This window comes from Salinithrix halophila (assembly GCF_042650125.1).
GTDB lineage: Bacteria > Bacillota > Bacilli > Thermoactinomycetales > DSM-45169 > Salinithrix > Salinithrix halophila.
Map to the genome: position 1 here is coordinate 21,756 of NZ_JBHSAP010000003.1, position 24,106 is coordinate 45,861.

22 protein-coding genes and 12 tRNA genes are annotated in these 24,106 nt (G+C 53.8%); 4 read left to right on the forward strand and 30 right to left on the reverse strand.

Annotated elements, in window-relative coordinates; translation table 11 throughout:
* Positions 1 to 37: 37 nt before the first annotated feature.
* The gene (locus ACFOUO_RS00410; protein ID WP_380701059.1) at positions 38 to 1,030 is read right to left on the reverse strand and encodes a molybdopterin-binding protein; all 993 of its coding nucleotides are present in this window, start codon (positions 1,028 to 1,030) and stop codon (positions 38 to 40) included.
* A gap of 248 nt (positions 1,031 to 1,278) precedes the next feature.
* On the opposite strand from ACFOUO_RS00410, the gene ACFOUO_RS00415 reads away from it, so the two are divergent.
* A complete protein-coding gene (locus ACFOUO_RS00415) occupies positions 1,279 to 1,581 on the forward strand; it encodes a DUF4870 domain-containing protein (protein ID WP_380701061.1) in 303 nt (100 codons plus the stop codon).
* A gap of 92 nt (positions 1,582 to 1,673) precedes the next feature.
* On the opposite strand, the gene ACFOUO_RS00420 is transcribed toward ACFOUO_RS00415, so the two are convergent.
* Positions 1,674 to 2,273, reverse strand: coding sequence for a 5-formyltetrahydrofolate cyclo-ligase (locus ACFOUO_RS00420; RefSeq protein ID WP_380701063.1), 600 nt, complete (start codon positions 2,271 to 2,273; stop codon positions 1,674 to 1,676).
* 160 nt (positions 2,274 to 2,433) lie between these two features.
* On the opposite strand from ACFOUO_RS00420, the gene ACFOUO_RS00425 reads away from it, so the two are divergent.
* Positions 2,434 to 4,344, forward strand: coding sequence for an ABC-F family ATP-binding cassette domain-containing protein (locus ACFOUO_RS00425; RefSeq protein ID WP_380701064.1), 1,911 nt, complete (start codon positions 2,434 to 2,436; stop codon positions 4,342 to 4,344).
* A gap of 55 nt (positions 4,345 to 4,399) precedes the next feature.
* Here the strand turns inward: ACFOUO_RS00425 and ACFOUO_RS00430 are convergent, their stop codons facing one another.
* Genes ACFOUO_RS00430 through ACFOUO_RS00445 form a run of 4 tightly spaced genes read right to left on the reverse strand, consistent with a single transcriptional unit; the run spans position 4,400 to position 8,103 of the window.
* Positions 4,400 to 5,365 carry a 5-oxoprolinase subunit C family protein gene (locus ACFOUO_RS00430; protein ID WP_380701066.1) on the reverse strand — a complete coding sequence of 322 codons (966 nt, stop codon included), beginning with the start codon at positions 5,363 to 5,365 and terminating at the stop codon, positions 4,400 to 4,402.
* Positions 5,362 to 6,129: a LamB/YcsF family protein gene (locus ACFOUO_RS00435; protein WP_380701068.1), complete on the reverse strand. Its 768-nt coding sequence runs from the start codon at positions 6,127 to 6,129 to the stop codon at positions 5,362 to 5,364. The genes ACFOUO_RS00430 and ACFOUO_RS00435 overlap by 4 nt, the downstream gene beginning before the upstream one ends.
* Positions 6,113 to 6,859: a 5-oxoprolinase subunit PxpB gene (gene pxpB / locus ACFOUO_RS00440; RefSeq protein WP_380701070.1), complete on the reverse strand. Its 747-nt coding sequence runs from the start codon at positions 6,857 to 6,859 to the stop codon at positions 6,113 to 6,115. The genes ACFOUO_RS00435 and pxpB overlap by 17 nt, the downstream gene beginning before the upstream one ends.
* A gap of 29 nt (positions 6,860 to 6,888) precedes the next feature.
* On the reverse strand, positions 6,889 to 8,103 hold the full coding sequence (locus ACFOUO_RS00445) for an NRAMP family divalent metal transporter (protein ID WP_380701072.1): 1,215 nt from the start codon (positions 8,101 to 8,103) through the stop codon (positions 6,889 to 6,891).
* A 220-nt stretch (positions 8,104 to 8,323) separates the two neighbouring features.
* Between ACFOUO_RS00445 and ACFOUO_RS00450 the strand changes: the two genes are divergently transcribed.
* Complete coding sequence (locus ACFOUO_RS00450; RefSeq protein WP_380701074.1) at positions 8,324 to 8,512, forward strand: hypothetical protein; 189 nt, start codon at positions 8,324 to 8,326, stop codon at positions 8,510 to 8,512.
* 47 nt (positions 8,513 to 8,559) lie between these two features.
* Here the strand turns inward: ACFOUO_RS00450 and ACFOUO_RS00455 are convergent, their stop codons facing one another.
* From ACFOUO_RS00455 to ACFOUO_RS00500, 10 genes are all read right to left on the reverse strand, one after another.
* Complete coding sequence (locus tag ACFOUO_RS00455) at positions 8,560 to 10,800, reverse strand: hypothetical protein (RefSeq protein WP_380701076.1); 2,241 nt, start codon at positions 10,798 to 10,800, stop codon at positions 8,560 to 8,562.
* A gap of 252 nt (positions 10,801 to 11,052) precedes the next feature.
* The gene (tsaD, locus tag ACFOUO_RS00460) at positions 11,053 to 12,069 is read right to left on the reverse strand and encodes a tRNA (adenosine(37)-N6)-threonylcarbamoyltransferase complex transferase subunit TsaD (protein ID WP_380701078.1); all 1,017 of its coding nucleotides are present in this window, start codon (positions 12,067 to 12,069) and stop codon (positions 11,053 to 11,055) included.
* Positions 12,032 to 12,532, reverse strand: coding sequence for a ribosomal protein S18-alanine N-acetyltransferase (gene rimI, locus ACFOUO_RS00465; protein WP_380701080.1), 501 nt, complete (start codon positions 12,530 to 12,532; stop codon positions 12,032 to 12,034). The genes tsaD and rimI overlap by 38 nt, the downstream gene beginning before the upstream one ends.
* A complete protein-coding gene (gene tsaB / locus ACFOUO_RS00470) occupies positions 12,513 to 13,244 on the reverse strand; it encodes a tRNA (adenosine(37)-N6)-threonylcarbamoyltransferase complex dimerization subunit type 1 TsaB (protein WP_380701208.1) in 732 nt (243 codons plus the stop codon). Before tsaB ends, rimI begins: the two co-directional genes overlap by 20 nt.
* A complete protein-coding gene (tsaE, locus tag ACFOUO_RS00475) occupies positions 13,244 to 13,702 on the reverse strand; it encodes a tRNA (adenosine(37)-N6)-threonylcarbamoyltransferase complex ATPase subunit type 1 TsaE (protein ID WP_380701082.1) in 459 nt (152 codons plus the stop codon). Before tsaE ends, tsaB begins: the two co-directional genes overlap by 1 nt.
* Before the next feature lie 5 nt (positions 13,703 to 13,707).
* Entirely contained in the window at positions 13,708 to 14,709 is a 1,002-nt protein-coding gene (thiL, locus tag ACFOUO_RS00480; protein WP_380701084.1) for a thiamine-phosphate kinase, read from the reverse strand.
* A gap of 77 nt (positions 14,710 to 14,786) precedes the next feature.
* A tRNA-Gly gene (locus ACFOUO_RS00485) sits at positions 14,787 to 14,860 on the reverse strand.
* A 22-nt stretch (positions 14,861 to 14,882) separates the two neighbouring features.
* A tRNA-Pro gene (locus tag ACFOUO_RS00490) sits at positions 14,883 to 14,959 on the reverse strand.
* 22 nt (positions 14,960 to 14,981) lie between these two features.
* Positions 14,982 to 15,068: transfer RNA gene (locus ACFOUO_RS00495), tRNA-Leu, on the reverse strand.
* Between the two features lie 18 nt (positions 15,069 to 15,086).
* Positions 15,087 to 15,170: transfer RNA gene (locus tag ACFOUO_RS00500), tRNA-Leu, on the reverse strand.
* Positions 15,171 to 15,706: 536 nt separating this feature from the next.
* On the opposite strand from ACFOUO_RS00500, the gene ACFOUO_RS00505 reads away from it, so the two are divergent.
* Entirely contained in the window at positions 15,707 to 16,405 is a 699-nt protein-coding gene (locus tag ACFOUO_RS00505; protein WP_380701086.1) for a DUF4386 domain-containing protein, read from the forward strand.
* A 223-nt stretch (positions 16,406 to 16,628) separates the two neighbouring features.
* Here the strand turns inward: ACFOUO_RS00505 and ACFOUO_RS00510 are convergent, their stop codons facing one another.
* From ACFOUO_RS00510 to ACFOUO_RS00575, 14 genes are all read right to left on the reverse strand, one after another.
* A complete protein-coding gene (locus ACFOUO_RS00510) occupies positions 16,629 to 17,786 on the reverse strand; it encodes a threonine synthase (protein WP_380701088.1) in 1,158 nt (385 codons plus the stop codon).
* 913 nt (positions 17,787 to 18,699) lie between these two features.
* Positions 18,700 to 18,775, reverse strand: a tRNA-Lys gene (locus ACFOUO_RS00515).
* A gap of 5 nt (positions 18,776 to 18,780) precedes the next feature.
* Positions 18,781 to 18,855: transfer RNA gene (locus ACFOUO_RS00520), tRNA-Gln, on the reverse strand.
* Between the two features lie 44 nt (positions 18,856 to 18,899).
* A tRNA-His gene (locus ACFOUO_RS00525) sits at positions 18,900 to 18,975 on the reverse strand.
* A gap of 8 nt (positions 18,976 to 18,983) precedes the next feature.
* Positions 18,984 to 19,060 (reverse strand) — tRNA-Asp (locus ACFOUO_RS00530).
* Between the two features lie 5 nt (positions 19,061 to 19,065).
* Positions 19,066 to 19,140, reverse strand: a tRNA-Val gene (locus ACFOUO_RS00535).
* A 6-nt stretch (positions 19,141 to 19,146) separates the two neighbouring features.
* Positions 19,147 to 19,222, reverse strand: a tRNA-Glu gene (locus tag ACFOUO_RS00540).
* A 29-nt stretch (positions 19,223 to 19,251) separates the two neighbouring features.
* A tRNA-Ser gene (locus ACFOUO_RS00545) sits at positions 19,252 to 19,344 on the reverse strand.
* 4 nt (positions 19,345 to 19,348) lie between these two features.
* Positions 19,349 to 19,423: transfer RNA gene (locus tag ACFOUO_RS00550), tRNA-Asn, on the reverse strand.
* A gap of 272 nt (positions 19,424 to 19,695) precedes the next feature.
* Positions 19,696 to 20,157 (reverse strand): molybdopterin-dependent oxidoreductase, encoded by a 462-nt coding sequence (locus tag ACFOUO_RS00555; RefSeq protein WP_380701090.1) that lies wholly within the window; start codon positions 20,155 to 20,157, stop codon positions 19,696 to 19,698.
* A gap of 54 nt (positions 20,158 to 20,211) precedes the next feature.
* Positions 20,212 to 20,697, reverse strand: a complete 486-nt coding sequence (gene mog, locus ACFOUO_RS00560) for a molybdopterin adenylyltransferase (protein ID WP_380701210.1) — start codon at positions 20,695 to 20,697, stop codon at positions 20,212 to 20,214.
* 2 nt (positions 20,698 to 20,699) lie between these two features.
* The gene (moaC, locus tag ACFOUO_RS00565; RefSeq protein ID WP_380701092.1) at positions 20,700 to 21,188 is read right to left on the reverse strand and encodes a cyclic pyranopterin monophosphate synthase MoaC; all 489 of its coding nucleotides are present in this window, start codon (positions 21,186 to 21,188) and stop codon (positions 20,700 to 20,702) included.
* A gap of 7 nt (positions 21,189 to 21,195) precedes the next feature.
* Complete coding sequence (moaA, locus tag ACFOUO_RS00570) at positions 21,196 to 22,218, reverse strand: GTP 3',8-cyclase MoaA (RefSeq protein ID WP_380701094.1); 1,023 nt, start codon at positions 22,216 to 22,218, stop codon at positions 21,196 to 21,198.
* Complete coding sequence (locus ACFOUO_RS00575) at positions 22,197 to 24,086, reverse strand: molybdopterin-binding protein (protein WP_380701096.1); 1,890 nt, start codon at positions 24,084 to 24,086, stop codon at positions 22,197 to 22,199. The genes moaA and ACFOUO_RS00575 overlap by 22 nt, the downstream gene beginning before the upstream one ends.
* Positions 24,087 to 24,106: the final 20 nt, after the last annotated feature.

Genomic DNA, 24,106 nt, shown 5'->3' on the forward strand with positions numbered 1-24,106 from the left:
TCTTTCATCATACATACTGCGCTGCCCTTTGCCAAGGTTAACAGGAATGCAGGCCGCCGTACCCGAGAGCAACGATCTCTTCCCGGGTAATCTTCTCCCCAGCCAAAAGGCGTGGGAGGAGAACATCAAAGGAGGTAAAAGCGTCGTGGATTACACAGCCCGGAAGCCCCAGCACCGGCACCCCTCGATAGTAAGCAACCAAAAGCATCGATCCCGGCAGCATCGGCGTTCCATAGCTGACCACTTCGGCTCCCATTTCCGTGATGGCACCAGGGGTCCGATCATCAGGATCGACAGACATGCCGCCGGTTACCAACACCATGTCTGCCCCGCTATCAATAAAGGAACCAATCTGGTCCATGATCCGCTGTTTATCATCACTCGCCAGGGTCTGCCCCAGGATGCGGGAGCCGTATCCTTCCACCTTCTCTTTCACCACGGGGCCAAATCGATCCTGGATCCGTCCGTGGTAAATCTCGTTCCCGGTTGTAACGACACCGATGTTGTGAGCCCGATACGGTTTTACCTGTAGGACAGGTTGTGCCTCTCTGGCGATGACTTCCACTTCTTTCAATCGTTCTTCCGGATAAATCAAAGGGATCACCCGACAGGCAGCGACGATTTCTCCTGCCCGGACCGGTTCTTTGTCATTCAGAGTGGACAACACGGCCTGTTCGACGCCATTGATACGATGGACAGCATCGGGGTTCACTTGGAGCAGGCCGTCGATCTTCGCTTTCAGATTCACTTTCCCTTCCCGGGGTTGGGTTCCTGTCAGGTTGGGGCCCCGAACCGCGTCGGCGATACGAAGGGACGCATCGTTCTCGTGGAGCTCCCCAGCCGCCAACTCGATCACATAGATGTGCTCTTTTCCGATGGATAGAAGAGCCTCGGTATCTTCCTCCCGGACGACATGCCCTTTCCGGAATAGAGGGCCTTTGTACTGACCGGGCACCACTTGGGTCAGGTCGTGGGCCAACACCAGCCCGGCCGCTTGGGAGATATGCACCTCTTTTAACGAACTTTTCATGCTGGGACTCCCCCTCGCGGTGGTATGCTGCTTTTTTTCAGTCGGATTGTTTCTATTGTAACAACACCTGATCATCCTGTGTATGGTTTCACTGTTTCTTAACGGACGGCTACCAGACTTTTATTGCCAATCATGTACTAAGCGGCTTGTCCGATAATCTGTCGCACTCTGCATCTCCGTAAAAAAATTGCTTATTGCAGGGTAAAACCGGGAAAAACCGTCTAATATAGAATGAAAGGAGTGAGGATATGAAAGCCCTGAAAATCCTCGTCCATGCAAGTACCTGGTTCGCCCCCTTGTTGGTACCCCTGTTTGTCTGGCTGTTCACTTCGGATGAAGACCTTAAACGACTAGCTAAACAAGCCATGGTCTTTCACTTTGTGATCTGGCTATTGGTCTCCGTTTCGTACATCTTTTCTTTCCTTCTGATCGGAATTCCCTTCCTGATCCTGTTCGCTCTGATCGGATTTATCGCTCCCATCATGGGCATCGTCAGCGCACTCAAGGATCGCCGCTACGACTACCCCATCATCGGCTCTTTCATTCGCTAAGAACACGCTCCCTTTCACGTCCAACGACCCACTGACCGCCTTGATCCCCTCGACAGAAGGGGATCGAGGCGGTCTTCTGTGAGGAGTGGGGTCTATCGATCGTATGCTGCCCCCTTGAGTGGGAGGTCCAACACCCCATCAGGAATGGCCAACCCATGCAAGGGTTCATCGTGAGATTCGGGGTAAACCGTCGCTACCAGCTGAAAGCTATAGCTAACACCGATACGGTTGATGGAGGCCCCTTCATTGGCGAAGAACCGGTCATAATAGCCCGCACCGTAGCCAAGCCGGTAACCGGCGGTATCGAAGCCCACACCGGGCACCACTGCCAGGTCTACCTCCTTGGCTGCTACCTGATTTCCTGGCCGTTCTACCGGTTCCAAGATCCCGTATGCCCCGGCGGTCACATCCTCCGGATGGTCGACCCGATGGAGGGTGAGGAGACGACCTGCCGGATGAGCACGGGGAAGGAGCACCTGTTTCCCCATCTCCCGAGCCCACATCAGCAAAGGACGGACATTCACCTCCCCACGATGGGGCATGTAAAAAAGAACAGTCCCCGCTTCCCGGAAAGCGGAATACTCCCTGAAATGCCGGCAGATCGCCGCCGCCTCATGTTCCGCCTGCGTCGCTTCCATCTCTTTCCGCTTCTGCAATAACCGGGCCCGCAACGCTTCTTTTTCTCGTTTCAATCCTCCACCTCCTGAATGATTGGCTTCATTATATCACGTGTGGGATATGATCCACGGCAGGCTGCCCGCCCAGAGTGGATCCCTTACAAAGAGGCCATCGTTTCCTCCCGGACCTCCATCCGTTACAATGGAGGATGGTGAATCATGGAGGTGAGTACGGGTGACGATTCTACAAGCAAAAGACATCCATAAATCCTATGGTGGTACGCCGGTACTGGCCGGAGTGAACCTCAGAGTCGAAGACGGAGAACGAGTCGGCCTGATCGGACCCAACGGTGCCGGCAAATCCACCCTGTTGAAAATCTTGACCGGACGCCTTGCCGCTGATAACGGAGACGTGTCCGTTTCAAGACAGGCACGGGTAGGATACCTCGCTCAGGAGGGGGAGTGGAATTCGGAGCGTGGAATCTGGGAAGAAGTATTAACGGTCTTTGCTCCTTTGAAAGCGATGGAAGCGGACCTACGGAAGCTGGAAGAGGAAATGAGCTGGGAAGACGTCTACTCCGATGAGCTCCGTTACACCAAAGTGGCCGAACAGTACGCCCGCCTGCAAGAACGGTTTGAGCAAGCCGGGGGATATGGCTTTGAGGCCCGAGCGCGGGGCACTCTCCACGGGTTGGGTCTAGGGCATTTGGATTGGGAATCAACAAAGGTCAGCGCCTTGAGCGGTGGACAAAAAACCCGCCTCGCCCTGGCCAAACTGCTGCTGGAACGCCCCGACCTCGTCATCCTCGATGAGCCGACCAACTATCTAGATATGGATGCCCTCACTTGGCTGGAGCAGACCCTGGATACTCATCCCGGCGCCCTCTTGATTGTTTCCCATGACCGCTGGTTTCTGGACCGTCTTGTCCAAGTCGTCTATGAGATCGATCGCGGCCACGCAACGAGGTACCCCGGAAACTACTCTGATTACATGAGACAGAAAGCAGAACATCTCGCTCAATGGGAAAAAGAATACGAACAGCAACAGACGGAAATCAAGCGGATGGAGACCTTCATTCAGAAAAACATCGTCCGAGCCTCCACCACAAAACGAGCCCAAAGCCGCCGCAAAGCCTTAGAAAAAATGGAACGGATGGACCGCCCACCCTCTGAACGGAAAAAGGCGGGGATCCGTTTTGAACCCGCTGTCCAAAGCGGTCGCCAGGTTCTGGAGACGGAAGATCTCACCATCGGCTACGACCCGAACGCCCCATTGATTCATGGAGGAAGCTTGCAACTAGCACGCGGTCAACGGATCGCACTCCTAGGCCCCAATGGGACTGGCAAAACCACCCTGCTGAAAACCCTGGCTGGACACCTCCCTCCTCTCGGAGGCCGGATCACTTTCGGCACCGGGGTCGAGGTCGATTATTACGCTCAGGAGCAGGAAGAATTGTGCGAAGAAGAAACCGTTCTGGAGGAAGTCTGGAAAGCCCACCCGAAGCTGGACCAGACAACGGTCCGTTCTTTTCTCGGACAATTCCTGTTCAGCGGCGACGATGTCTATAAGACGATCCATGCTTTGAGCGGCGGCGAAAAAGCCCGTCTCTCCCTCGTAAAACGCCTCCTCAACCGAGGCAATCTCCTTCTGATGGACGAACCGACGAACCACCTGGACATGGACACGAAGGAGAGGCTGGAAGAAGCGCTGGAGAACTTCACCGGCACCATCCTGTTTGTCTCCCATGATCGCTATTTCATCAACCGCCTGGCAACGGGCATTTGGGAAGTAAAAAACAAAGGTGTTCATCCCTTCTCCGGGGATTACAACGCCTGGCTAGAAAGGAATCAGGCCCAAGCCGGAATAGCATCCACCCCTGAAACCCCCTCCGCCACCTCCTACACAGAGGAGGTCCGACTCCAACGACAACGGGAACGGGAGGAGCGCCGGATTCGAGAAGAAATCGAAGAGCTAGAGCGGGAAATCGAATCTCTAGAAACAGAGATTGCCCGCATCCAAGAAGAGCTTTGCCGTCCGGAGATTTTCGGCTCCCCCGACGAAAGCCTCTCCCGCCAACAGCGCTTGATGGAATTGGAGGACACCCTCGGAGAAAAGACGGAACGCTGGGCAGAAATCGCAGAATAAGGGAAATCCCCCGTCGTGGAAGGGGGATTTCTTTGTATATTCCAGAGAACACAAGCTATCGAGCCTCGAGGCCCCGGGCTCCTGCCTCCAGCTTCCGCAACAAGCGTTCCTGATCGATAGCCGTCTGTTGTGCTTCCTCCATATCCACTTGTCGGAAAGTGATCTTATGGCCAGGGGCGGCTTGGGCAAGCAATGGGATGTCCACGGAGATCACCGTTGCAACCTTGGCATAGCCACCGGTCGTCTGCCGGTCCGCCATCAACACAATCGGCTGCCCATCAGCAGGCACTTGAACCGAACCGGGAGCCGTGGCATCAGAGAGGATATCGGCCGACTGCCGGTGGCGAATGGTCGGACCTTTCAACCGGTAACCCATGCGATCCGATTGAGGAGTCACTTCGTAGGAAGAAGAGAGAAACGCTTTCACCCCTGCTGAAGTAAAAGCATCGTTCTGAGGCCCCATCACCACCCGTAACTCCGTCTCTTGTCGGTAAACAGGCCGTTGATCATGGGCCAGCCGGAGCCCGGCTCTCCCCGATTTCTCCTCGGATTGCGCGAGAGGAAGGCGGTCCCCCTCCTTCAGCTTACGCCCTCGCCAACCTCCCAGAGCGCCCTTTATATACGTGGACTTGCTCCCCATCACTGGCTCTACAGCGATGCCCCCGGCAACAGCCAGATAAGCCCTCATTCCCTGTCTCGCGCCGCTAAAGGAAAGGATTTGCCCCGCCTTCACTTGAAGGCTCCTCCACATCGGCACCTCTTCCCCATCCAGCTTCGGTCCTAAATCTCCCCCGGTCAGAGCGATACGGATATCACAGCCAAAATAGAGCACCGGCCCCGTGATCGTGATTTCCAGCCCTGCTTCTCCCCGGCGATTCCCTAAAAGGAGGTTGGCCACCTGAAAAGAAAAAGAATCCATCGCTCCGGCGACGACCATGCCGTACTGTTGATAGCCGGTCCGCCCCAGGTCCTGCACCGTCGTCAATAACCCACTTTTCAGTACCTGGATTTCCCTATTCACGACTCACCCACCCGTTTCACATCGATTCCCTCTGCTTCGAAGGCCCCGCAGAGGTGACGGACGAAAGCCACGGCTTTGGGGTCATCTCCATGAACACATACTGTATCCGCTCTTAATTCAATATCCGTGCCGTCAACGGCGCGAACTTTCCCTTCATTCAGCATCCGCACCACTCGGGCGGCTGCCTCGCCGGGGTCATGGATGAAGGCATCGGGGAGAGTACGAGGAGTTAGGGTGCCGTCAGGTAGATAGGTCCGATCTGCAAAAACTTCCTCTGCCACGGGGAGCCCTTCCTTCCGGCCCGCTTTCACCAATAGACTACCTGCAAGCCCGAATAGGATTAGTCCCTTGTCCACTGCAGCCACAGCCCCGGCGATCGCCTCGGCAATCGCTTCTTCCTTGGAGGCCATATGAAAGAGAGCCCCATGAGGTTTGACATGTTGGAGTTTCGCCCCTTCAGCGGTGGCAAAAGCGGCAAGCGCCCCGACCTGATAGAGGGTCAGATTGAAGACGTCTTCAGGCTCCATGGCGATGTACCGGCGACCAAAGCCCAACAAATCCGGCAATCCGGGATGAGCGCCAAGGCCTACTCCTTTGTTCACGGCTGCTCGTACGGTTTTCTGCATGACGTTGTGGTCTCCAGCATGATAGCCGCAGGCAATATTGGCGGAACTGACGTATTCCAGAATCTCTTCGTCCCGGCCCATGGTATAGGAGCCAAAACTCTCGCCTAAGTCACTGTTTAAATCAATCCGTAGTTTCATCGGTCCGACTCTCCCACGTTTTTTCCTTCACTGGATTCTTTCCCCGAGCCACTTCTTCTTCGATGCTGCTGTACTCTTCTTCTGAAATCGGTCGAAACTGCACATGGTCACCCGCAGCCAGCAACATCGGCGGATGTCGGTGCGGGTCGTACAGGCGCAGGGGAGTCCGCCCGATCAACCGCCATCCCCCTGGCGTTTCCAGGGGGTAAACGCCTGTCTGAGCCCCGGCGATCCCCACGGAACCGGCGGGGATTTTTTCCCGGGGCTTTTCCAGCCGAGGGACAGCAATGGTCTCCGACATGCCTCCCAGATACGGAAACCCGGGGACAAATCCCATCATGTAGATCCGATAGGGTGATTGGCTGTGGATACGGATCACTTCCTCTGGAGTAAGGCCGCTGTATCGGGCCACCTCCTCCAGGTCAGGCCCAAACCTGCCACCGTAAACGACAGGAATCTCTACCAACCGGCTTTCCAGCTCCTGATCGGATTCTATCTCCTCCACCAATTCCGAGAGGATGCGGACCAATTCTCCATACCTGACACGATAAGGCTGGTAGTAGACCGTAACCGCTGTATAGGAAGGTACCCACTCCACTACGCCTTCCAGCGACAGCTTCTTCAGTCGGCGGCAATACCTTCGAATTTGGTTATTGATCGCCGGATCGATGCGATCTCCAAACTGGACCCGCACTCCCGTGTCTCCCAGGGGTTGAAAATGGAGTGACAATACACGGCCCCCTCTCCCTCTTTCTCAACTTACTGCGAAAAGAGCTGCGGCAATTTTTCCATGAGGGTGACCCCTCCGAGCCAAGCTGTTCCCAGAGCGACTACTGTACCAAATGCCGTCATCCAGACGGGATGGCGATACGATCCAACAATCCTTTTTTGATGAGCCGCGATGAGAATGGTCCCCAAAGTAAGGGGAAGAATGAGTCCATTGAGCGCTCCTGCAAGGATCAACAACTGTACCGGTTGCCCGGCCATAACCAGGACCAAAGTGGATACCAAGATAAAACCGATGACAAACATGGGCTGTTTTTCCTTCACTTTCGGTGAAAAGGAAGTGAGGAAGGTCACCGATGTATAAGCGGCCCCCACAACTGAAGTGACGGAAGCCGCCCATAAGACAAGGCCGAACAATTTCAGACCGACCCCGCCAGCCGCCGTTTCAAAAACGGTCGCCATCGGGTTGGCGGGAGACAATTTCACCCCCTGGGCCACGACGCCCAGGACGGCCAAAAACAGGATCACCCGCATCAGGGAAGCCACTAAAATTCCCGAAACAGAGCTCTTTGTGACCTCCCTCAGACTCCCCTTTCCGCTGATCCCGGCATCGAGAAGTCTGTGACCACCAGCAAAAGTAATATATCCTCCCACAGTACCCCCGACTAGGGTAATAATGGCCATTAGATCCACCTTGTCCGGTGCCACCGTTTTGAGGGCGGCTTCTCCCACCGGGGGGCCGCTTACAAAGGCAACGTAAGCAGTCAGGAGGATCATTAATCCTCCCAACCATCGGGTGATCCGATCCATCGCCATTCCCGCTTCTTTCGACAGAAAAATTCCGATGGCCAGGATCGCGGTGAGGGCTGCACCCCATCGGGGATCAAGTCCTGTGATCACCTGCACGCCAAGCCCTGCACCCCCCAAGTTTCCGATGTTAAAAGCCAATCCTCCAAGGGAGACAGCAAAAGCTACCAGATAACCGAGACCGGGAAGTACGGCATTGGCAATATCCTGTCCCCGCTTTTCTGTCACCGCGATGATCCGCCAAATGTTCAATTGGGCCCCGATGTCCAGCAGGATGGAGATCAGGATAACAAAGCCGAAGCTGGCCAGCAACTGCTCAGTAAACACCGTCGTTTGCGTCAAAAACCCAGGCCCAATGGCAGACGTAGCCATCAAGAAAGCAGCTCCCAAAAGAACGCTCCGACGGGTGCCGGACCCCTTTATACCACCTGGTGCCTTCATATCCTTCCCTTCTTCCGCTGCAAGGTTTTGCAAAGATTCTATCATATTCGACTTCCGGTATTCTACCGGAAAAACGAAGCTGGAAAGCAGAACCGCGGCTTATATGGAAAATAAATCTTTCATTAGAACGAAACATTCCTCCAAAAGTTGTAGTTTATAATGGTGATGCTCCAAAACAAAAAGAGACCGGAGCGGGGTCAAAACTAAGGAGGTTGATGGATTGGAATTCTTTACGGATTGGATTAACCTTAAAGGATGGATTTGGTTCCTCTCTTTCTTTTTTATTAGTATCCTCGTGGTCACAGGCGTAACGATGATCGTCACGGAAAAGATCGAGCGCCGCCACAAAGAAGAATTCGAACAGGAATTTTCCGGCCCGCTAAAACCCGTTTCAGCCGAGGAAGAATAAAATCGAAAGCTGACAACCCCGCCCGGCCCTCACCCGCGGCGGGGTTTTTATGTACGGGAGCCCGTGATTTCTGGGGAGGGGTCATGAGACCGACTCCACTCCCGAAAGGCCAAAATCATCACCGGCATCACCGCGTATACGATCGCCGTCGCGGCGGCAACAATGCCCGAATCGTTGAAAGCGAGAGCAGCCAAAGAACCCGCCAAAATCGCGACGAACCCGTTGAAAAGCTGAGGATAAGCTTCCATTAATCGTTTTAACCCTCCCGCCGGTCGGAGAGAGAGAAGAATCATCGTCCCAAGGGAAACTAGAAACAGTTTTCCCCAGGATGAGAACTGGATCAACTTCCAATTCATGTGCAATTTTCGATCCATGATATGAAGGATTTCTTCCAAATTCCCTTCACTGAGGAGGCCAAAAGCACGCCCGATATGGGTGGGGGCACCAACATGGAAGACCATATTCATCAGGTACAGGACCAAACCGCCAGCAACCAAGAAAATCCCCGCTTGCCACAACAACCAACGGCGACTCCCCCGATGAAAGAAACGTACCCAGGCTACGCCGAAACCGACGGCACAGGCCAATGCACCACCCGCGTTGGTACCCCAGAATGGAGCTGCAAAAAAAAGGACGACACCGAGAAAAAGGATTCCTATCACCAACTGGACCCGTTTGGATATGGTCCCTCTCTTTTCCAGCCAGGCGGCGGCGGTTAGGATAGTGGAACCGAGAACCACCCCCATGTATTCATTACCAATCCCGTAGTACCGTGCACCTTTGATCGGATCATAGCCGAGAAAGGACTGTTGGATTAAGGGACCGCCCAGACAGCCATCCAAAATCACAGGTAAAAACCCGACCAGCCCTGTCCAAAACAGGAGAGGGAGAGTGCGGAGCCGGGACATCAATAGGGAAGCGACCATCCCCGCCGCAAAAACAAGAGCCGACACGATCCAGTAAGAACGCGCCGTTACACCCGACACCATCAGGAACAGAAAAGGCGTGAGCATCACCCCGAGCAAAACTGCCTGCACACCGCTCCCCGGTCGACGAGGTTCCCGCAACAAACGGGCCAAACCGATGAGGAGAACCATGATCTGGAACAAGACATAGGAGTACAGGACGGATGGGCGAAGCCGGTTGATGGTTTCTGTCCGTTCGACCGTGCCCCAAAATTCGGCCAAGGTACCCCCGACCCGTTGCATCGGCTGTCCGGCCATTTCCCGAGGGGAATCGATCCCCAGCAATTGGAGCAGGGTAGGGGCCAAGTCGATGTTGGCGATGATCCCGGGCCGTCGGGTGGTCGCTGAACGCAACAACCCTGTCGGCTCTCCCTTCCGATAGACGAGCAAAGGCAGCAACCCTTCTGCTTCCGATTTTTCCACTGGAACTCCGGTCCCTGGAGAAACGAGGACAGCCGCGGTATCGCGGTCCGCCTGGGCCATTACTTTCCCAATAAAACGATCCACTTCCCCCAATACTTCTTTTTTCACCCGCTCATGTTGCTCCGGGAGCATCTGACCGGCAAACTGCTGTAAGCGGTGAAGATCACCTAGGTCAATGACAGCCAACCCGGGCTTATTCCAGGAAAACAAACGCTCTTCCAACCGCCGGTAATTCGTCTTTACACCAAAAGGGCGACCGGGTGCTGAGGAAAGTGTGTTCACCCCGATTTCTCCTTCTTCCGTCACCCCCCTCTTGTCCATGGTTAAAAAAGGAGCGTAACGGACCGGTTTTTCCCCTTCGTCCATATTGCCGAGGGCAAGAACGTGTAACCCCTTCTGCTTCAAAACTTCCCCCAGCGCCCCCGGTTGAACCTCATAAGGGGATTCCTCATTCTGTCGCACATATTCCATAATACCGGGATAAATCACTGCATGAGAGGGAGGGATCCGCCCCATGCGTTGAGCGTAAAGGAGGCCCGCCGCGAGATGGGTCGGTGCCAAGGTGGGATCCGGTTGTTCCTTCGGATGATAGAACATCTCTCCAGTAGGAGCGACCGCCCGCGTCCCGGCACCCAGCGTCGCATAGCGATTGGCTTCCGTTTCCTTCCCTCCGGTTTTTAGATTCATCCCCCCGACAACGGAATGATGGAGCCATTCCCGCAAATGGGGAAAAGAGGTTTCCCGCAGATCGCCCAAGGTTAAGCCATGGATATTAACCACCCAAATTTGTCTGAGCGGCTCTTCTCCCAGCTTCCCAGGCTGTGCGGAAACCTTGAGATTTTCTCCGTTCCATCCCCCTGCCAGCAGAGAAAGGATAAGCACCAACCAGCCGATTCGCAACAACCGCCCCTCCCTCAAACATTCCACACTCCATAGCTAGGGTTCCCCAAGCCTGTGGTTGTATGTCCCCAGATCCTCCACAAGGTATCCACAGTTTTATCCACAATCAAACCACCGATATCTCGTTATCCACACAACTTATCCACAAAACCCACAGACATCCCCCTCTTTTTATCCACATCCATCCACAATGGAAACAGCTTTTTCTTCGGCAAAAAACAAAAGAACGGCGCTTAACGCCGTTCTTTTCCCTTACACTAAAGATAGATTGGGTTCTGCGTTCAGGTTTAACCCGGCCAGTTGACCGTCCCGGAATCGGTAGGTACCGGCGGCTGCGATCATGGCCGCGTTGTCTGTACACAACTTCAAGGGAGGCACTCGCAGATGCAGACCTTCCTCTTTACAACGGAGAGTAAGAGATTCCCGGAGGTGAGAGTTGGCGGAGACCCCTCCGGCCAGGACCAGCTCGGAAACTCCCTTCATTTTCGCCGCTCGGATGGCCTTTTCCACCAAAACTTCGACAACGGAATCCTGAAAGCTGGCAGCTAAGTCCGCTTTGTTCAGTTCCTCTCCCCGTTGGCGGGTATTATGGAGGAGATTGATGACCGCTGATTTCAGCCCGCTGAAACTAAAATCGAGAGAGTCCGGTTCCAGCCAGGCCCGAGGGAGATCCAATGTGGCAATCCCTTCCTTAGCCAGCCGGTCGATATGGGGGCCTCCGGGATAAGGCAGATCCAGCACTCGGGCCACCTTGTCAAATGCTTCCCCCGCGGCATCATCCCGGGTTTTGCCCAACCGTTCGAACCGGTTGTGATCCGGCATATAGATGAGCTCCGTATGGCCCCCCGAAGCCACCAAGGCCACGAGGGGAAACTGTAAAGGTTCCACCAGATGGCTGGCATAGATATGACCCGCTATATGATGGACCCCTACCAAAGGCAAGCCAGCAGCAAAGGAAAGGGCCTTCGCCGCTGAGACCCCAATCAACAACGCCCCTACCAGCCCTGGTCCCTGGGTAACAGTAACAGCGGACAGGTCGGTCAGCCGCACCTCTGCTTCATCCAAGGCTTGTTGGATAATCTGCGTTACCCGTTCCACATGGCGACGGGAAGCCACTTCCGGCACCACCCCGCCAAAACGGCGGTGTACATCCATCTGGGAAGAAATGAGATTGGATTTTAGGATATGTCCGTTTTCCACCACAGCTGCGGAAGTTTCATCACAGCTTGTCTCAATACCCAGCACCAAGCACTTCTCTGTCTGCTTCATCGGATCCTCCATCCAGTTTCGCCCACATGATCATGGCATCTTCTTGGTTATCTGTATAATAACGCGGTCGGATGCCCGTCATTTCAAAGCCTTTTTTTCGGTACAGTTGTTGGGCGATCGCATTGGAGACGCGCACCTCCAGGGTCATGCTGTCTGCTCCCGCCTCCCGTGCCAACGCCATCATGCCGTCGATCATCATCTCCCCGATCCCCCTCCCCCGGTAATCGGGATGGATGGCGATATTGGTAATATGCGCTTCATTCAAGATCAGCCACATTCCACAGTAGCCGATGACACGGCCTTCCTTCTCCACCACCATATATTGGGCAAATTGATTGTAAGCCAATTCGTTGTAAAAAGCCTGCCGTGTCCAGGGAGTGGTGAAAGAAGCCTGTTCCACTTGCAGGACGGCGGGAATGTCCCCCAGGGTCATCGGCCGAAATTCAATCGGTAGACGCTCCATCCTTGGTCACTCCGTTCGTCTGACCCTTCAACCATTTGGCTTCCGCCTCGGCCAGTTGCAGATAATTCGGGGCAGCATCTTCCAGTTCCGGATCTTCGCCCCGCCTCCGGCTGGCGATGGCCAACTCTCCCAAAAGAGAGGCACGAGACACATTTTCTGCAGCCAACCCGAAATGGGCTTCTCCTCCCAGCACCTCAATAATCCGGTCACGAAACCGAGCCGTATCATCTCCTAAAAAGAGAAGCGGCCCCTTCCCTCTCAACTCCATCAGCCACTGATCCAAATCGATGACCCGCTCCGGGAGCGCTGGGATGACCTCCCCCAGCCTCCCTTGATACAATCCGGTATAGACCCGATTGCGACGGGCATCAAACAGCGGGACGACCCCCCCGGGAAACCGGAGGCCGTTCATCGCCAATACCGCCAGACTGGATACACGGTACAGGGGAATATCCCGGCTCCAGGCGATCGTCTTGGCGGTAGTAAAACCGATCCGTATCCCCGTATAGGAGCCTGGGCCGCCCGCAACGGCCACAGCATCCAGATCAGACACCGACAGATCCAGATCCTCTAGCAGGCGAGCGACGGTGGGCATCAATCGAACAGAATGATTTTTATGTAAGTTCGTGGTAACTTCCCCGAGGAGGCCCCCTTCCTCCATAACGGCCACTCCCAATACCAGGGTCGACGTATCTATGGCCAACCACTTCATCACGCTTTTCCCCCCCGGCAGATTCGTTCCTCACACTCATCCGGCGGGAGAACGGTGATTTCCCTGCCGCCGCTTTCCAAATGCCGGATGGCTACCCGAATCAACCGGTCCGGCAGCCAGTTCTGGATCCGTTCTGCCCATTCCACCAGCGTCACTCCGTCTCCGTAAAAGTACTCATCCCACCCCAGTTCCTCATCGGGGGAGTCCAACCGGTAAACATCCATATGGTAAAAAGGAAGCCGTCCTTCTCCATACTCCTTGATAAGCGTGAAGGTGGGGCTGTCAATCGATTCTTCTATCCCCAATCCTTTCGCTACCCCCTGGGAAAAGGTCGTTTTCCCCGCACCCAGATCTCCCTCGAGGGCAACCACATCCCCAGGTTGGAACCGTTCAGCTAGCCGACCGGCTAATTCCCGCGTCTCATCCGCGCTGTTGGTAACAAATCGACATCCTTTCACTTGGATCACCCGTTTGCCGCAAAATGGTTATACCCTTTTTGAGTTAATGGTTTTCGTTTCCCGTTTTCTACATAGTCTACCCCTGGGGTTCCCGCTTCCACCCAGCCGACGGGGATCAGGTCAATTCCGCAAGCGGTCGCCCGCTCCCGGAGTGCCTCCCAGGTGTCTCTGGAGCCTGTCCCCAAAAGCTGAAAGTCCTCCCCGCCACTCAACGCCCAGTTGAGCGGATCGATTCCGCACTCCCATGCATAAGCCCGCATATCCGGCGCCAAAGGAATTCGCTCCCCCTCCAGCACCAGCCGGACTCCGCTCGCTTCGGCAATCTCGGAAGCCTCCTGCGCCAATCCGTCACTGATGTCATCACAGGCCGGGACTAAGCCGGAGGCAAGGAGCAAACGGCCTGCATCCACTCGGGGAATAGGGCGTTGATGAGCTTGAACCAAGGAGGAAAAACACCCTTGCCACTCCTCAGCATCTTCCCGTTGAAGGAGATGAAGCCCGGCAGCAGAGCTCCCCAAATCTCCCGTAACAAAGACGATATCCCCCGGTCGGGCAGATGATCGCAACAGGGCTTTCCCTTTCTCCACTTCTCCCAGCAGCGTGATTGTCAGGACCAGATGCTTCGGAGAACGGACGGTATCCCCGCCAAGGATGGATACTCCGAAGCGCTGGGCCGCTTCTCCCAATCCCCGGTAAACCTCCGCCAATTGGCCATCCGACCACTCTTCCGGTGCCGCCAGGGAAATGACCGCCCCAATGGGATTGCCGCCCATGGCCGCGATATCACTGATATTGGCAGCCATCCCCTTCCAGCCGATATCCGAGGCGGCCATGGTACAGGGAAGGAAATGAACGGTTTCCATCATCGTATCACAGGTTACCACCAGGGACATCCCCGACCGAGGACAGATAACGGCGGCGTCATCTCCTACGTCCACTTCCACCTCGTTTCCCGGTCGGGGCCGGTGCCGAAGCAACTCCCGGATCAACTGGAATTCATCCCTCATCATGGACACCCCTTCCCCTTTCATCTTCGACAAAAAACCTATACAAAAACCGCAGCCGATAAGCTGCGGTCCGTCTTTGGAGCGGGTGAAGGGAATCGAACCCTCGCATTCGGCTTGGAAGGCCGATGTTCTACCACTGAACTACACCCGCATAATCACTGGTTCTCTTTTAATGGTCGGGGTGACAGGATTTGAACCTGCGACCTCCTCGTCCCGAACGAGGCGCTCTACCAAGCTGAGCCACACCCCGGAAAGCAATGAAGAAAGAAAATTGGTGCGGTCGGCGAGACTCGAACTCGCACGGCCTTGCGGCCACTACCCCCTCAAGATAGCGTGTCTGCCGATTCCACCACGACCGCCCGTTTCTTAAAATTGTCTGGTGCGGGTGGAGGGACTCGAACCCCCACGCCGGAGGCGCTAGATCCTAAATCTAGTGCGTCTGCCAATTCCGCCACACCCGCAAAATAACGCTGTTTCAACCTCTGATTGGCTTCAGCGTCGAAATGTCTTCGCCTCGCGTCGACAAGAACTATCTTACCACGGGGCATAGGTTGAGTCAAGCGGTTTTTCAAAAAAGAAGTGAGGGATCCTTTTTTGGCTGCTTATCTAGGGTTCCTTTTGGGCATTTTCATAGATTTACCAGATGACTTGAGGTATCATTAAGAGACATAGGCAAGAAGAATCGTCGTTGTCCTGCCCCTTGGGTTAAGTTTCGACAGAAGGGGGGTAGGACAGTGGAGCTGGTTAAAATCGGCCTTTGTCAAGATAGTTATCGCAATTTACTTGAAATTATATTAAGACAAAAGAAAAGCGATTGAAACGATCTACAGACACATTGAGTTTTCTAGAATAGGAAACGAATTCATCTAAGAAAGGGTCATAATATTTTTGGTAGTGTCCACTTTCTTGACAGAGGCCTAATCATATTAAAGTATCTGTTTTATCTTACCTTACCATGTTATATTTTTTAAAGGTAGATATTATAGGGAGGTTAAATATGTTGAGAAAGAGTGCAAGTTCAGATAGAAGGTCTGCAGTAATTACTGGATTGTTATTAATAGCCGGGATGGTTGCGGGTATATTTAGTGTTGTTCCTGTTATAGATGGAGCAGACTACATAGTCAAGGCTATTACATATGAAAACCAGGTACTAATAGGAGCGTTTTTCCAGTTGTTAATGGTTGCTGCATATGTTGGTATTCCTATTTTGATGTATCCAATTTTAAGTAAGCATAATAAAGGTTTAGCTCTTGGATCTGTTGCTTTCGGCATTATTGCAGGTGTGTTCATTATTATTGGTGTAATCATTCTTCTGTTGCTATTGACATTAAGCCACGAATTTACAAAAGTTGGAACTCTGGATGAATCGTATTTTCAGACCTTAGGTGGATTGTTGCAAGCAGGACGTGATTTGGTAAACCATGTGGCAACGACACTGGCATTTGTTTTGGCTATGCTCTTGTTTAACTGCATATTTTACCAAACAAAACTAGTTCCACGTTGGTTGTCAGTTTGGGGTCTTATTGGATCTACATTGTCCATATTGGCAAGCTTATTATTTATGATTCGCTTCATCGGTCTGGATGAAACCTACATGATGTTGAACATTCCAATAGCCTTTCAACAATTGGTTTTGGCTATATGGCTAATTGTTAAAGGCTTCAACCCAACGGTACAGGATTCTGTATCAAATTAGTATGAAGGCTCTAGAAAAGCAGGTGTAAATGAAATGAATAAATAAGAAAGTTTTTGGGACAAAACAGCAAGCATACAGGTTGCGGTTGAAGTCAAGCAAGACGGATGAGGGGTACGAGATACGTAGTTTTTTTAAAGTCAGAAATGCGGGGGTTTTCTCTTACCTTAACAGACCACGTTAGAGATCAACGACGCTTATGGAAGCCCCCCGATTGATGCTCCTCTCACAATTTCCATCCATGGGACGTTCCAACCGCTATCACATACTCCTCCGGCTTTATCCATCGTTTTTGAATCAACTGACGGGCAGCGGCTAGAATCGTGGCGGAGGACAATTCCAGATAGAGCCCATGCTGCTCCAGTTCCTCCTGGGCGGCAGAAGCTTCTTCGGCACCGACTACCACAGCACTACCCTCGGTCTCCTGTAGTGCTGATACTGCCTGCCAAGCAACCGTGTTGCCTCCAATGGAAAGAAGCGGTGTATGGCCATCGGTAAACTCCTTGCGCCAGTCTTCTCCCACCAAGACTTCACTCAGACGTGGGATCGGCTCTATGGCTACCAAGCGGGGGATACGCTGGATGAGACCGATACGAGATAACTCATCAAAGCCTTCTTTGATTCCCCACAGTAGATCTCCGCGAGAGGTCGGTACCAGTACGGCATCGGGTGCCCGATTCCCTGACTGTTCGTAGATTTCATAGGCAATCGTTTTATAACCCTGAACACCACAGGGGTGGCTTCCGACCGGGGGATTGATGTAATTCGTGACCGGGAAATAGCCCTCTTCTTCCACGAAACGGTGCATGAGCTCCCAGCGTTCATGGGGCTGATTCATGAGAAGCAACTTTGCTCCAGTGCCTTGGATCGCTTTTTGTAACCCTTTGTTGAGGTTTTCTTGGGAGATGACTACACAGTCCAGCCCAGCAAAAGCGGCATAGGAGGTCACCGACAAGCCGGCGTTTCCACTCGATGCTGTGACAAGGACACGTGCGTCGGTCTCCAATGCCCGAGCTATAACGAGGGGACTAAAGCGGTCCTTGTGAGAACCGGTGGGGTTTTGTCCTTCATCTTTCATCCGAAAAGAGCTGATCCCTAGCTTGTCAGCTAGGCGAGGAAGCTCCAACAACGGGGTATTTCCCTCACCAAGCGTTGGAAAAATCGTATACGGCAACCGATTTCCATAACGCATCATGCCCGGTTTCTTCCCATCCCGATCCCAAGGGAGCATGGAACGGTAATCCACTCGCAGGCTAGACGGATGTCCCGATTGCCGGCAAGCCGGACATCCAGTAAAAAAGTCTCCCTCCTGATAAGAAGTACCACAACGGATACAGGTCAAACCCTTAACAAGAGGGTTCCGGCAAAACGTATGAATGGTCATCCCCTCCCAGTCCTTGTTGTCTCTTTATTCCGGCTTAAAATGCCTATCCAGGTTGGGACATAGTAATATGAATAAACTAGATTAGTTCTTCTAATTATTCTTGCCAATGCCGTTTAAAATCCCGATCCAACTGTTTCAGCAAAGCCGTTGGCTCCCTCTATTTATCCTTCTATAAATGATAGCACAAATTATTTAAAGGAGCGCGGACGACAGAGGAAACCCCGTTTGTAATCATGTCCAGTCATGAAAACAAAAATCCCCGACCGTTAGGCCGAGAATGGGTGTTCATCCAATTAGTCAGGTTGTAGATGGGCCATGAGCCAATCAAACGTAACCAACGACACGAGCGTGAAGAGAACAAAAAGGCCAATAAGGATACCTATTATTTTAACGAACTTGTATCCACTCATTACTTACCTCCCTCAGGGTTTTCATCCCTACTGCTGAAAAGATTCTAACAATCCGTCTTAACGATGTGATCCTCCCTGGCCTGAAACCCTTAAATCCCCAGTACTGAGGCGATCACCAAGGTCATGAAGGTAACAGCCGCTATCATCTTAAAAAGACAGCCCATGGGGGTCCCCCATTTCTTTTTTGCTCATAAAAAAGAACTCCTTGTAACTTATACGTTTTTTGGTATATTTGTCGAGGTTCCCTTTCGCTGTTTTTCCAAACCTTTACCGATATTCTGTATGATTGCTCTTTATAGCTGTCTTTTTCTATTAAATTTAACAGCCAATCTCAAAAATATCCCGGCACAAACCCCCGGGCCCATCTTCAAACCAAAGCCAGTTGTTTCTCCCGGCTTCTCTTGTCAGATGAATTTGTTTTCGTGAGTAGGAACCGACATATCTGCACATACTAAAAGCGGCAAACCATCCTGTCGGATTGGTTTGCCGCGTACGTTCTATATTGGTGAGCCATGCAGGGCTCGAACCTGCGACACCCTGATTAAAAGTCAGGTGCTCTACCAACTGAGCTAATGGCTCACGGTTGGCTGGGGCGGTAGGGATCGAACCTACGCATCACGGAGTCAAAGTCCGTTGCCTTACCGCTTGGCTACGCCCCATCACTTCAATAGGATAGAAGGATAAGGGTGCTTTAATAAAAAATTGGGGCGACCAGTGGGAATCGAACCCACGAATGCCGGAGCCACAATCCGGTGCGTTAACCACTTCGCCATGGCCGCCATAATAATGGCGGAGCTGACGGGACTCGAACCCGCGACCTCCGGCGTGACAGGCCGGCGTGAACTCCAACTTCACCACAGCTCCGCGTATGGTGGACGGTGACGGGATTGAACCGCCGACCCCCTGCGTGTGAAGCAGGTGCTCTCCCCCTGAGCTAACCGTCCGATACCTGGTGACCCGTAGGGGATTCGAACCCCTGAATGCCAGCGTGAAAGGCTGGTGTGTTAACCGCTTCACCAACGGGCCTTGTGTCTAAAGCGCTTGTGGAACAAATATGGCGGAGAGAGCGGGATTCGAACCCGCGCGGGGCCATAGAGCCCCCTAACGGTTTAGCAAACCGTCCTCTTCGGCCTCTTGAGTATCTCTCCTCATTGGCTCCTCCGGCAGGACTCGAACCTGCAACCTACCGGTTAACAGCCGGACGCTCTACCATTGAGCTACGGAGGACCACTTGAAAGCGACATGATTCATTATAACGGATGAGAGGAGAAAAAGCAAGAGTTTTTTTAACCTCTTAACCGCCGCATTTCATATGAGGCCCGTCCCTCAAGGCGCTTTAACAGAGTAGCATACATCTGATGAAGACGTCAACGGTTTTTTCGAGAAAAAATCGCCTGATATTCTCCTGCTCAAAAGGGCTGATCGAAGACTGTATGAAAGGGAACCGATGTCCTGTAGAATCCTTTGTGGTCGTCGAGCCTATATGTCTCCATGGCCCTTCAACGGTGCTTCAGACGAAGAGTATCCGGCGAAAGGGTTTGTCTGAAGCCGAAAGATGCCGACCGGTCTGCATCTTCCTTCTCCCGTGCGACCACTTGCACCTCGGTGACGGATTTGACATTGAGGCAGTTACTGCTCCCGTCAGGAACGTAGAGACGGAGGGGTCCTCCTCGTTCAAGAGGGCGTCCCTCCTGACGCTGATAAAGGAAAAAAGCTTGCTCCAATTCCTTCAGGGGAATATCCGCCTGAAATTCGTCCGCAGCGATAAAGCGTACATGGGTTGCACCGCGGGTAAGCACAGCATACCCTAGAACGGCTTTTAAGCTGACCGCCTTCCCGTCCACTCCTGGTACCCGTTCCTCGGGACGGACGGACCCATCATTCATTCGGTTGGCGATTTCCTCTGTCAATTCATAGGGAGACTCCACCGCTCCCACTACCTTCACACGCCAGTTTCCCATCAAATTCTCCTTTCCATCGACCCTCTAATCCGCCGTTGATAGATCCAGCCCCGGTTAATCGTGATCACCGAATCTTTCAGTCAATATTTCCAAGGCATGAGGAAGCACATCGAGGATCGCCTCTAGGCACTCACGTACTGCTTTGGGACTTCCCGGCAGATTGATGATCAGCGTAGAGCCTCGAATTCCTGCCACCGAGCGGGAGAGGACAGCGAACTTCGTTTTTTCCAATGAGGCGAGTCGCATCGCCTCGGGAATTCCCGGCACCTCCCGCTCGATGACGGAACGGGTGGCTTCTGGTGTAACATCCCGGGGAGCAAACCCCGTGCCACCCGTGGTGAGGATGAGATCCACCTGTTCCTGATCACACATACGGATCAGGGTGCGGCGGATCACTGCCCACTCGTCGGGGATCACCTCATGGACGATACGTTCCCCGCCGATACGCGTAACCAGGGTAGCAATTTCCCTGCCGCTCCGGTCTTCCCGTTCACCCCGGTAGCCTTTGTCACTGGCGGTTAAGATACCAACGCGCCACATGCTCATCTTTCCTCCCGTTGATAATCGCCGCTCTTGCCCCCGGTTTTGGATAGAAGGCTTGTCTCTTCCACCGTCATCCCTTTATCCAAGGACTTACACATATCGTAAATGGTGAGAGCGGTCACGGAAGCGGCTGTCAGGGCTTCCATCTCGACGCCGGTTACGTTGTCCGTCTTTACTGTCGCCTCAACCACCAGTCGCTCCACCCCTTCATAGGAAAAAATGATATCGGCTCCCCGGATCGGAATCGGATGACACATGGGAATCAGTTCCGGCGTTTTCTTGGCAGCCATGATCCCCGCCACCTGGGCTACCGCCAGTACATCCCCCTTACTTACGCTCCCTTCCCGGATCGCCGTCAGGGTTTGTGGTTGCATACGGATGACGGCTCTGGCTGTCGCTGTCCGCCGGGTGACGGCTTTTCCGCTCACATCGACCATGCGGGCTCGTCCTTGATCATTGATATGGGTAAACGGATTTTCCTGGTTCATCCTCTTTTCAACCCCCGATATAAGACATTTCTACTTTCTTGCGAGGCGCGGTCGGGGTATCGGCGAGGCGTTCTTCCGAGTAACGGTCCTGCCGGTCCCGCCAAATGTTTCGAATGTGATTCGCCAACTGTTCATCGGTTTCCGCTTCCCGCAAAGGGCCTCGCAGATCGGTCCCCTCTGAAGCGAACAGGCAGGTATACAGCCGACCGTCCGCCGACAGGCGGGCCCGGGTGCAGCTACCGCAAAAGGTATCCGTTACCGAGGAGATGACGCCGATTTCCTGATCGCTTCCCTCGTAACGATAACGGGATGCCACTTCACCGAAGTAATTGGGATCAACGGGTACAAGAGGCATCTCCCGATGAATACGGTTCACGATTTCCTGTTTGGAAACCACCTGGGAAAGATCCCACCCGTTGCTATTCCCTACATCCATGTATTCAATAAAGCGAAGGATGTGGGCTTTATCCCGGAAAAAACGGGCCATGGGCAAGATCTGACTTTCATTGACCCCTTTCTGGACAACCATATTCACTTTAACCACCAAGCCAACCCGGGCGGCAGCCTCGATTCCCGAAAGGACACGGTCGACGGCGGATCGCCTCCCGGTCATCTCGGCAAAGACGGTTTCGTCCAAGGCATCGAGGCTGACATTGATTCGATCCAGGCCCGCATCCCGAAGTGCTTCCGCCTGCTTTTCCAGCAGAGAGGCGTTGGTGGTCAGGGCCACATCACGGATCCCCGGCACCCCTTTAATCATCCGAACCAGTTGGGGAAGATCCTTGCGGAGAAGAGGTTCCCCTCCAGTCAGACGGATTTTTTCCACACCGAAGCCCGAAAACAGGCGAACGAGTCGTGTGATCTCTTCAAAGGTAAGCAATTCTTTGCGGGGTAAAAAGGGATAATCAGGTCCGAAAACCTCTGCTGGCATACAGTACCGACAGCGAAAATTGCAACGGTCAGTGATGGATACCCTCAGATCTCGGAGCGGTCGTCCCAATCGGTCTGTCACTGGTTCTGGTTGTCCCATGAGACCACCCCTTCGTTTGATTGTTCCAATTTTTCTCCCGTCGACCGAGTGCTATAACCAGGCAGTTCCTCCGCCGCCTGCTGGAAAGCTCGGGATCGAAGGGTGGAAAGGAGCCTCCCTCCTCCCTCCGTTTTCAAGGTGGCGTTTGGAAGCCACAAATCCAGGGGGAGGATTCCAGCGGGGATAAAGGAAAGGCCAAATGGGTGCGCCGCCGTCCGGGTTCCAACAGCCACGTCAGCAGTTCCTGAGGCCACGGCTGCCGCCGCCTTCAGGAGAGTCGGCTCTCTCCGCAATCGCCCCTCCAGTAGCTCCTCTGCCTCTCGGTACTTCCTATCCAACCCGTCATCCAATCCGCTCCCAGCAGCCGGACGAATGAGACCAAGGTCTGCCTTGGGAATACCCTTCCCCCCGAATATCCTTCCCCGATTTTCCGGCATCGTTAGCCAGCCCCACTCCCGTTCCACCAAGCGAAAGAAAACTCCTCCTGCCGGATCGAAAGTTTCCCGCATCCTATCCGCAACGCCTACTAACCCGTGCCAATCGCCGCCAGAGCGATTATCGCCGTTCCCGGATAACCGCCGTAAGGACCAGCCCGGGTGTTGCTGTTGAAAAAGAGAAGCCAACCGATCCAACAGGGGGTCATCCTCCCCAGCCAACCACAAGGTGCGTGCTATTTCCGATGGGGAACGAAGCCCCTCCACTTCTACCCGCTCACCCGCTTCCCAACCGGATTCTTGGGAAGGAATGCGTAGGAGAGCATCGGCTTTCACCAGAGACATCGTTACTCCCGCCCCTCGTTGAAGGGGAAAAGCCCAAAATTCTCCTTCCTTATAGATAACGCCCAGCCGGATAAAATCCTCCGCTCCCAGCTTCCCGGAGATGGAACGGGATAGGCGCACCGTCAATCGACGACCCTCTCCTTCCCTTTCCCCATACCAGGTTTGGATCAAAGGACGGGCAAACCAGTCAAGGGAGTGGTAAGCGGACACCGGATACCCGGGAAGTCCAAGGACCGGCTTCCCCTTAACTACGGCCAAGACCACCGGTTTCCCCGGACGAGCAGCCACTCCATGCAGCAGGACATCTCCCAATTCCGACAGTACCTGATAGGTATAATCCCTGGTACCCGCAGAGGAGCCTGCATTCAGAATGACGAAGTCACAATCCGCTACCGAGTCGAGCACCGCCTGCCGAATCGCTTCCGGATCGTCGGGGACGATTCCTCGGTTCACCGCTTCGGCCCCCCATTCTTCCAAATAAGAGGCAAAAACCGCCCCGTTAAACTCAATAATTTGTCCCCGCTTTGGCAAAGTACCGGGAGTGACCATTTCCGATCCCGTCGGAATGATCGCCCCACGAGGTTTTTTCAATACCTTTACCTGCGTCCTACCGCCGGCCAGCATCGCTCCTATATCGACGGGACGAATCCGGTGACGAGCAGGGATGATCATTTCTCCTGCGGCCACATCCTCTCCCGCCTGCCGCACATGCTTCCAAGGGGGAATTGCTGTGCGAACTTCCGCCAAACCCTCTTCTCGCTCACGCACGTGCTCGATCATGATGACAGCGTCCCGGTTCGCTGGGAGCGGGTCGCCAGTATTGATATAGTCAAAGTCCCGCCCTTCCATCAACAGGATCGGGGACTCTGAAGAGGCACGTTCTGTCAAGACAGCCTTCACGGCGATCCCATCCATAGCTGCAGCGGGATAGGCTGGCATCGAAAAGCGGGCGAAGACCGGTTCTGCCGTCATCCATCCCGTAGAGCGGGTGACCGACACCTCTTCTACATCGGGAACCAGAGAGGCGGCGGCGAGTAACCGTTCCCGAGCCTCCGAGATCGGTACGTTATCCAATCGAGTCTTCCGCAAATGGACGCCCCCCTTTTCCC

Excerpts from the sequence above, each read along its gene's own strand:
- ACFOUO_RS00410 (WP_380701059.1), bottom strand. The coding sequence starts at position 1,030 with ATGAAAAGTTCGTTAAAAGAGGTGCATATCTCCCAAGCGGCCGGGCTG.
- ACFOUO_RS00415 (WP_380701061.1), top strand. The coding sequence starts at position 1,279 with ATGAAAGCCCTGAAAATCCTCGTCCATGCAAGTACCTGGTTCGCCCCC.
- ACFOUO_RS00435 (WP_380701068.1), bottom strand. The coding sequence starts at position 6,129 with ATGAAACTACGGATTGATTTAAACAGTGACTTAGGCGAGAGTTTTGGC.
- ACFOUO_RS00445 (WP_380701072.1), bottom strand. The coding sequence starts at position 8,103 with ATGAAGGCACCAGGTGGTATAAAGGGGTCCGGCACCCGTCGGAGCGTT.
- tsaD (WP_380701078.1), bottom strand. The coding sequence starts at position 12,069 with ATGAAGCAGACAGAGAAGTGCTTGGTGCTGGGTATTGAGACAAGCTGT.
- rimI (WP_380701080.1), bottom strand. The coding sequence starts at position 12,532 with ATGGAGCGTCTACCGATTGAATTTCGGCCGATGACCCTGGGGGACATT.
- tsaB (WP_380701208.1), bottom strand. The coding sequence starts at position 13,244 with ATGAAGTGGTTGGCCATAGATACGTCGACCCTGGTATTGGGAGTGGCC.
- thiL (WP_380701084.1), bottom strand. The coding sequence starts at position 14,709 with ATGAGGGATGAATTCCAGTTGATCCGGGAGTTGCTTCGGCACCGGCCC.
- ACFOUO_RS00505 (WP_380701086.1), top strand. The coding sequence starts at position 15,707 with ATGTTGAGAAAGAGTGCAAGTTCAGATAGAAGGTCTGCAGTAATTACT.
- ACFOUO_RS00510 (WP_380701088.1), bottom strand. The coding sequence starts at position 17,786 with ATGACCATTCATACGTTTTGCCGGAACCCTCTTGTTAAGGGTTTGACC.
- ACFOUO_RS00555 (WP_380701090.1), bottom strand. The coding sequence starts at position 20,157 with ATGGGAAACTGGCGTGTGAAGGTAGTGGGAGCGGTGGAGTCTCCCTAT.
- mog (WP_380701210.1), bottom strand. The coding sequence starts at position 20,697 with ATGTGGCGCGTTGGTATCTTAACCGCCAGTGACAAAGGCTACCGGGGT.
- moaC (WP_380701092.1), bottom strand. The coding sequence starts at position 21,188 with ATGAACCAGGAAAATCCGTTTACCCATATCAATGATCAAGGACGAGCC.
- moaA (WP_380701094.1), bottom strand. The coding sequence starts at position 22,218 with ATGGGACAACCAGAACCAGTGACAGACCGATTGGGACGACCGCTCCGA.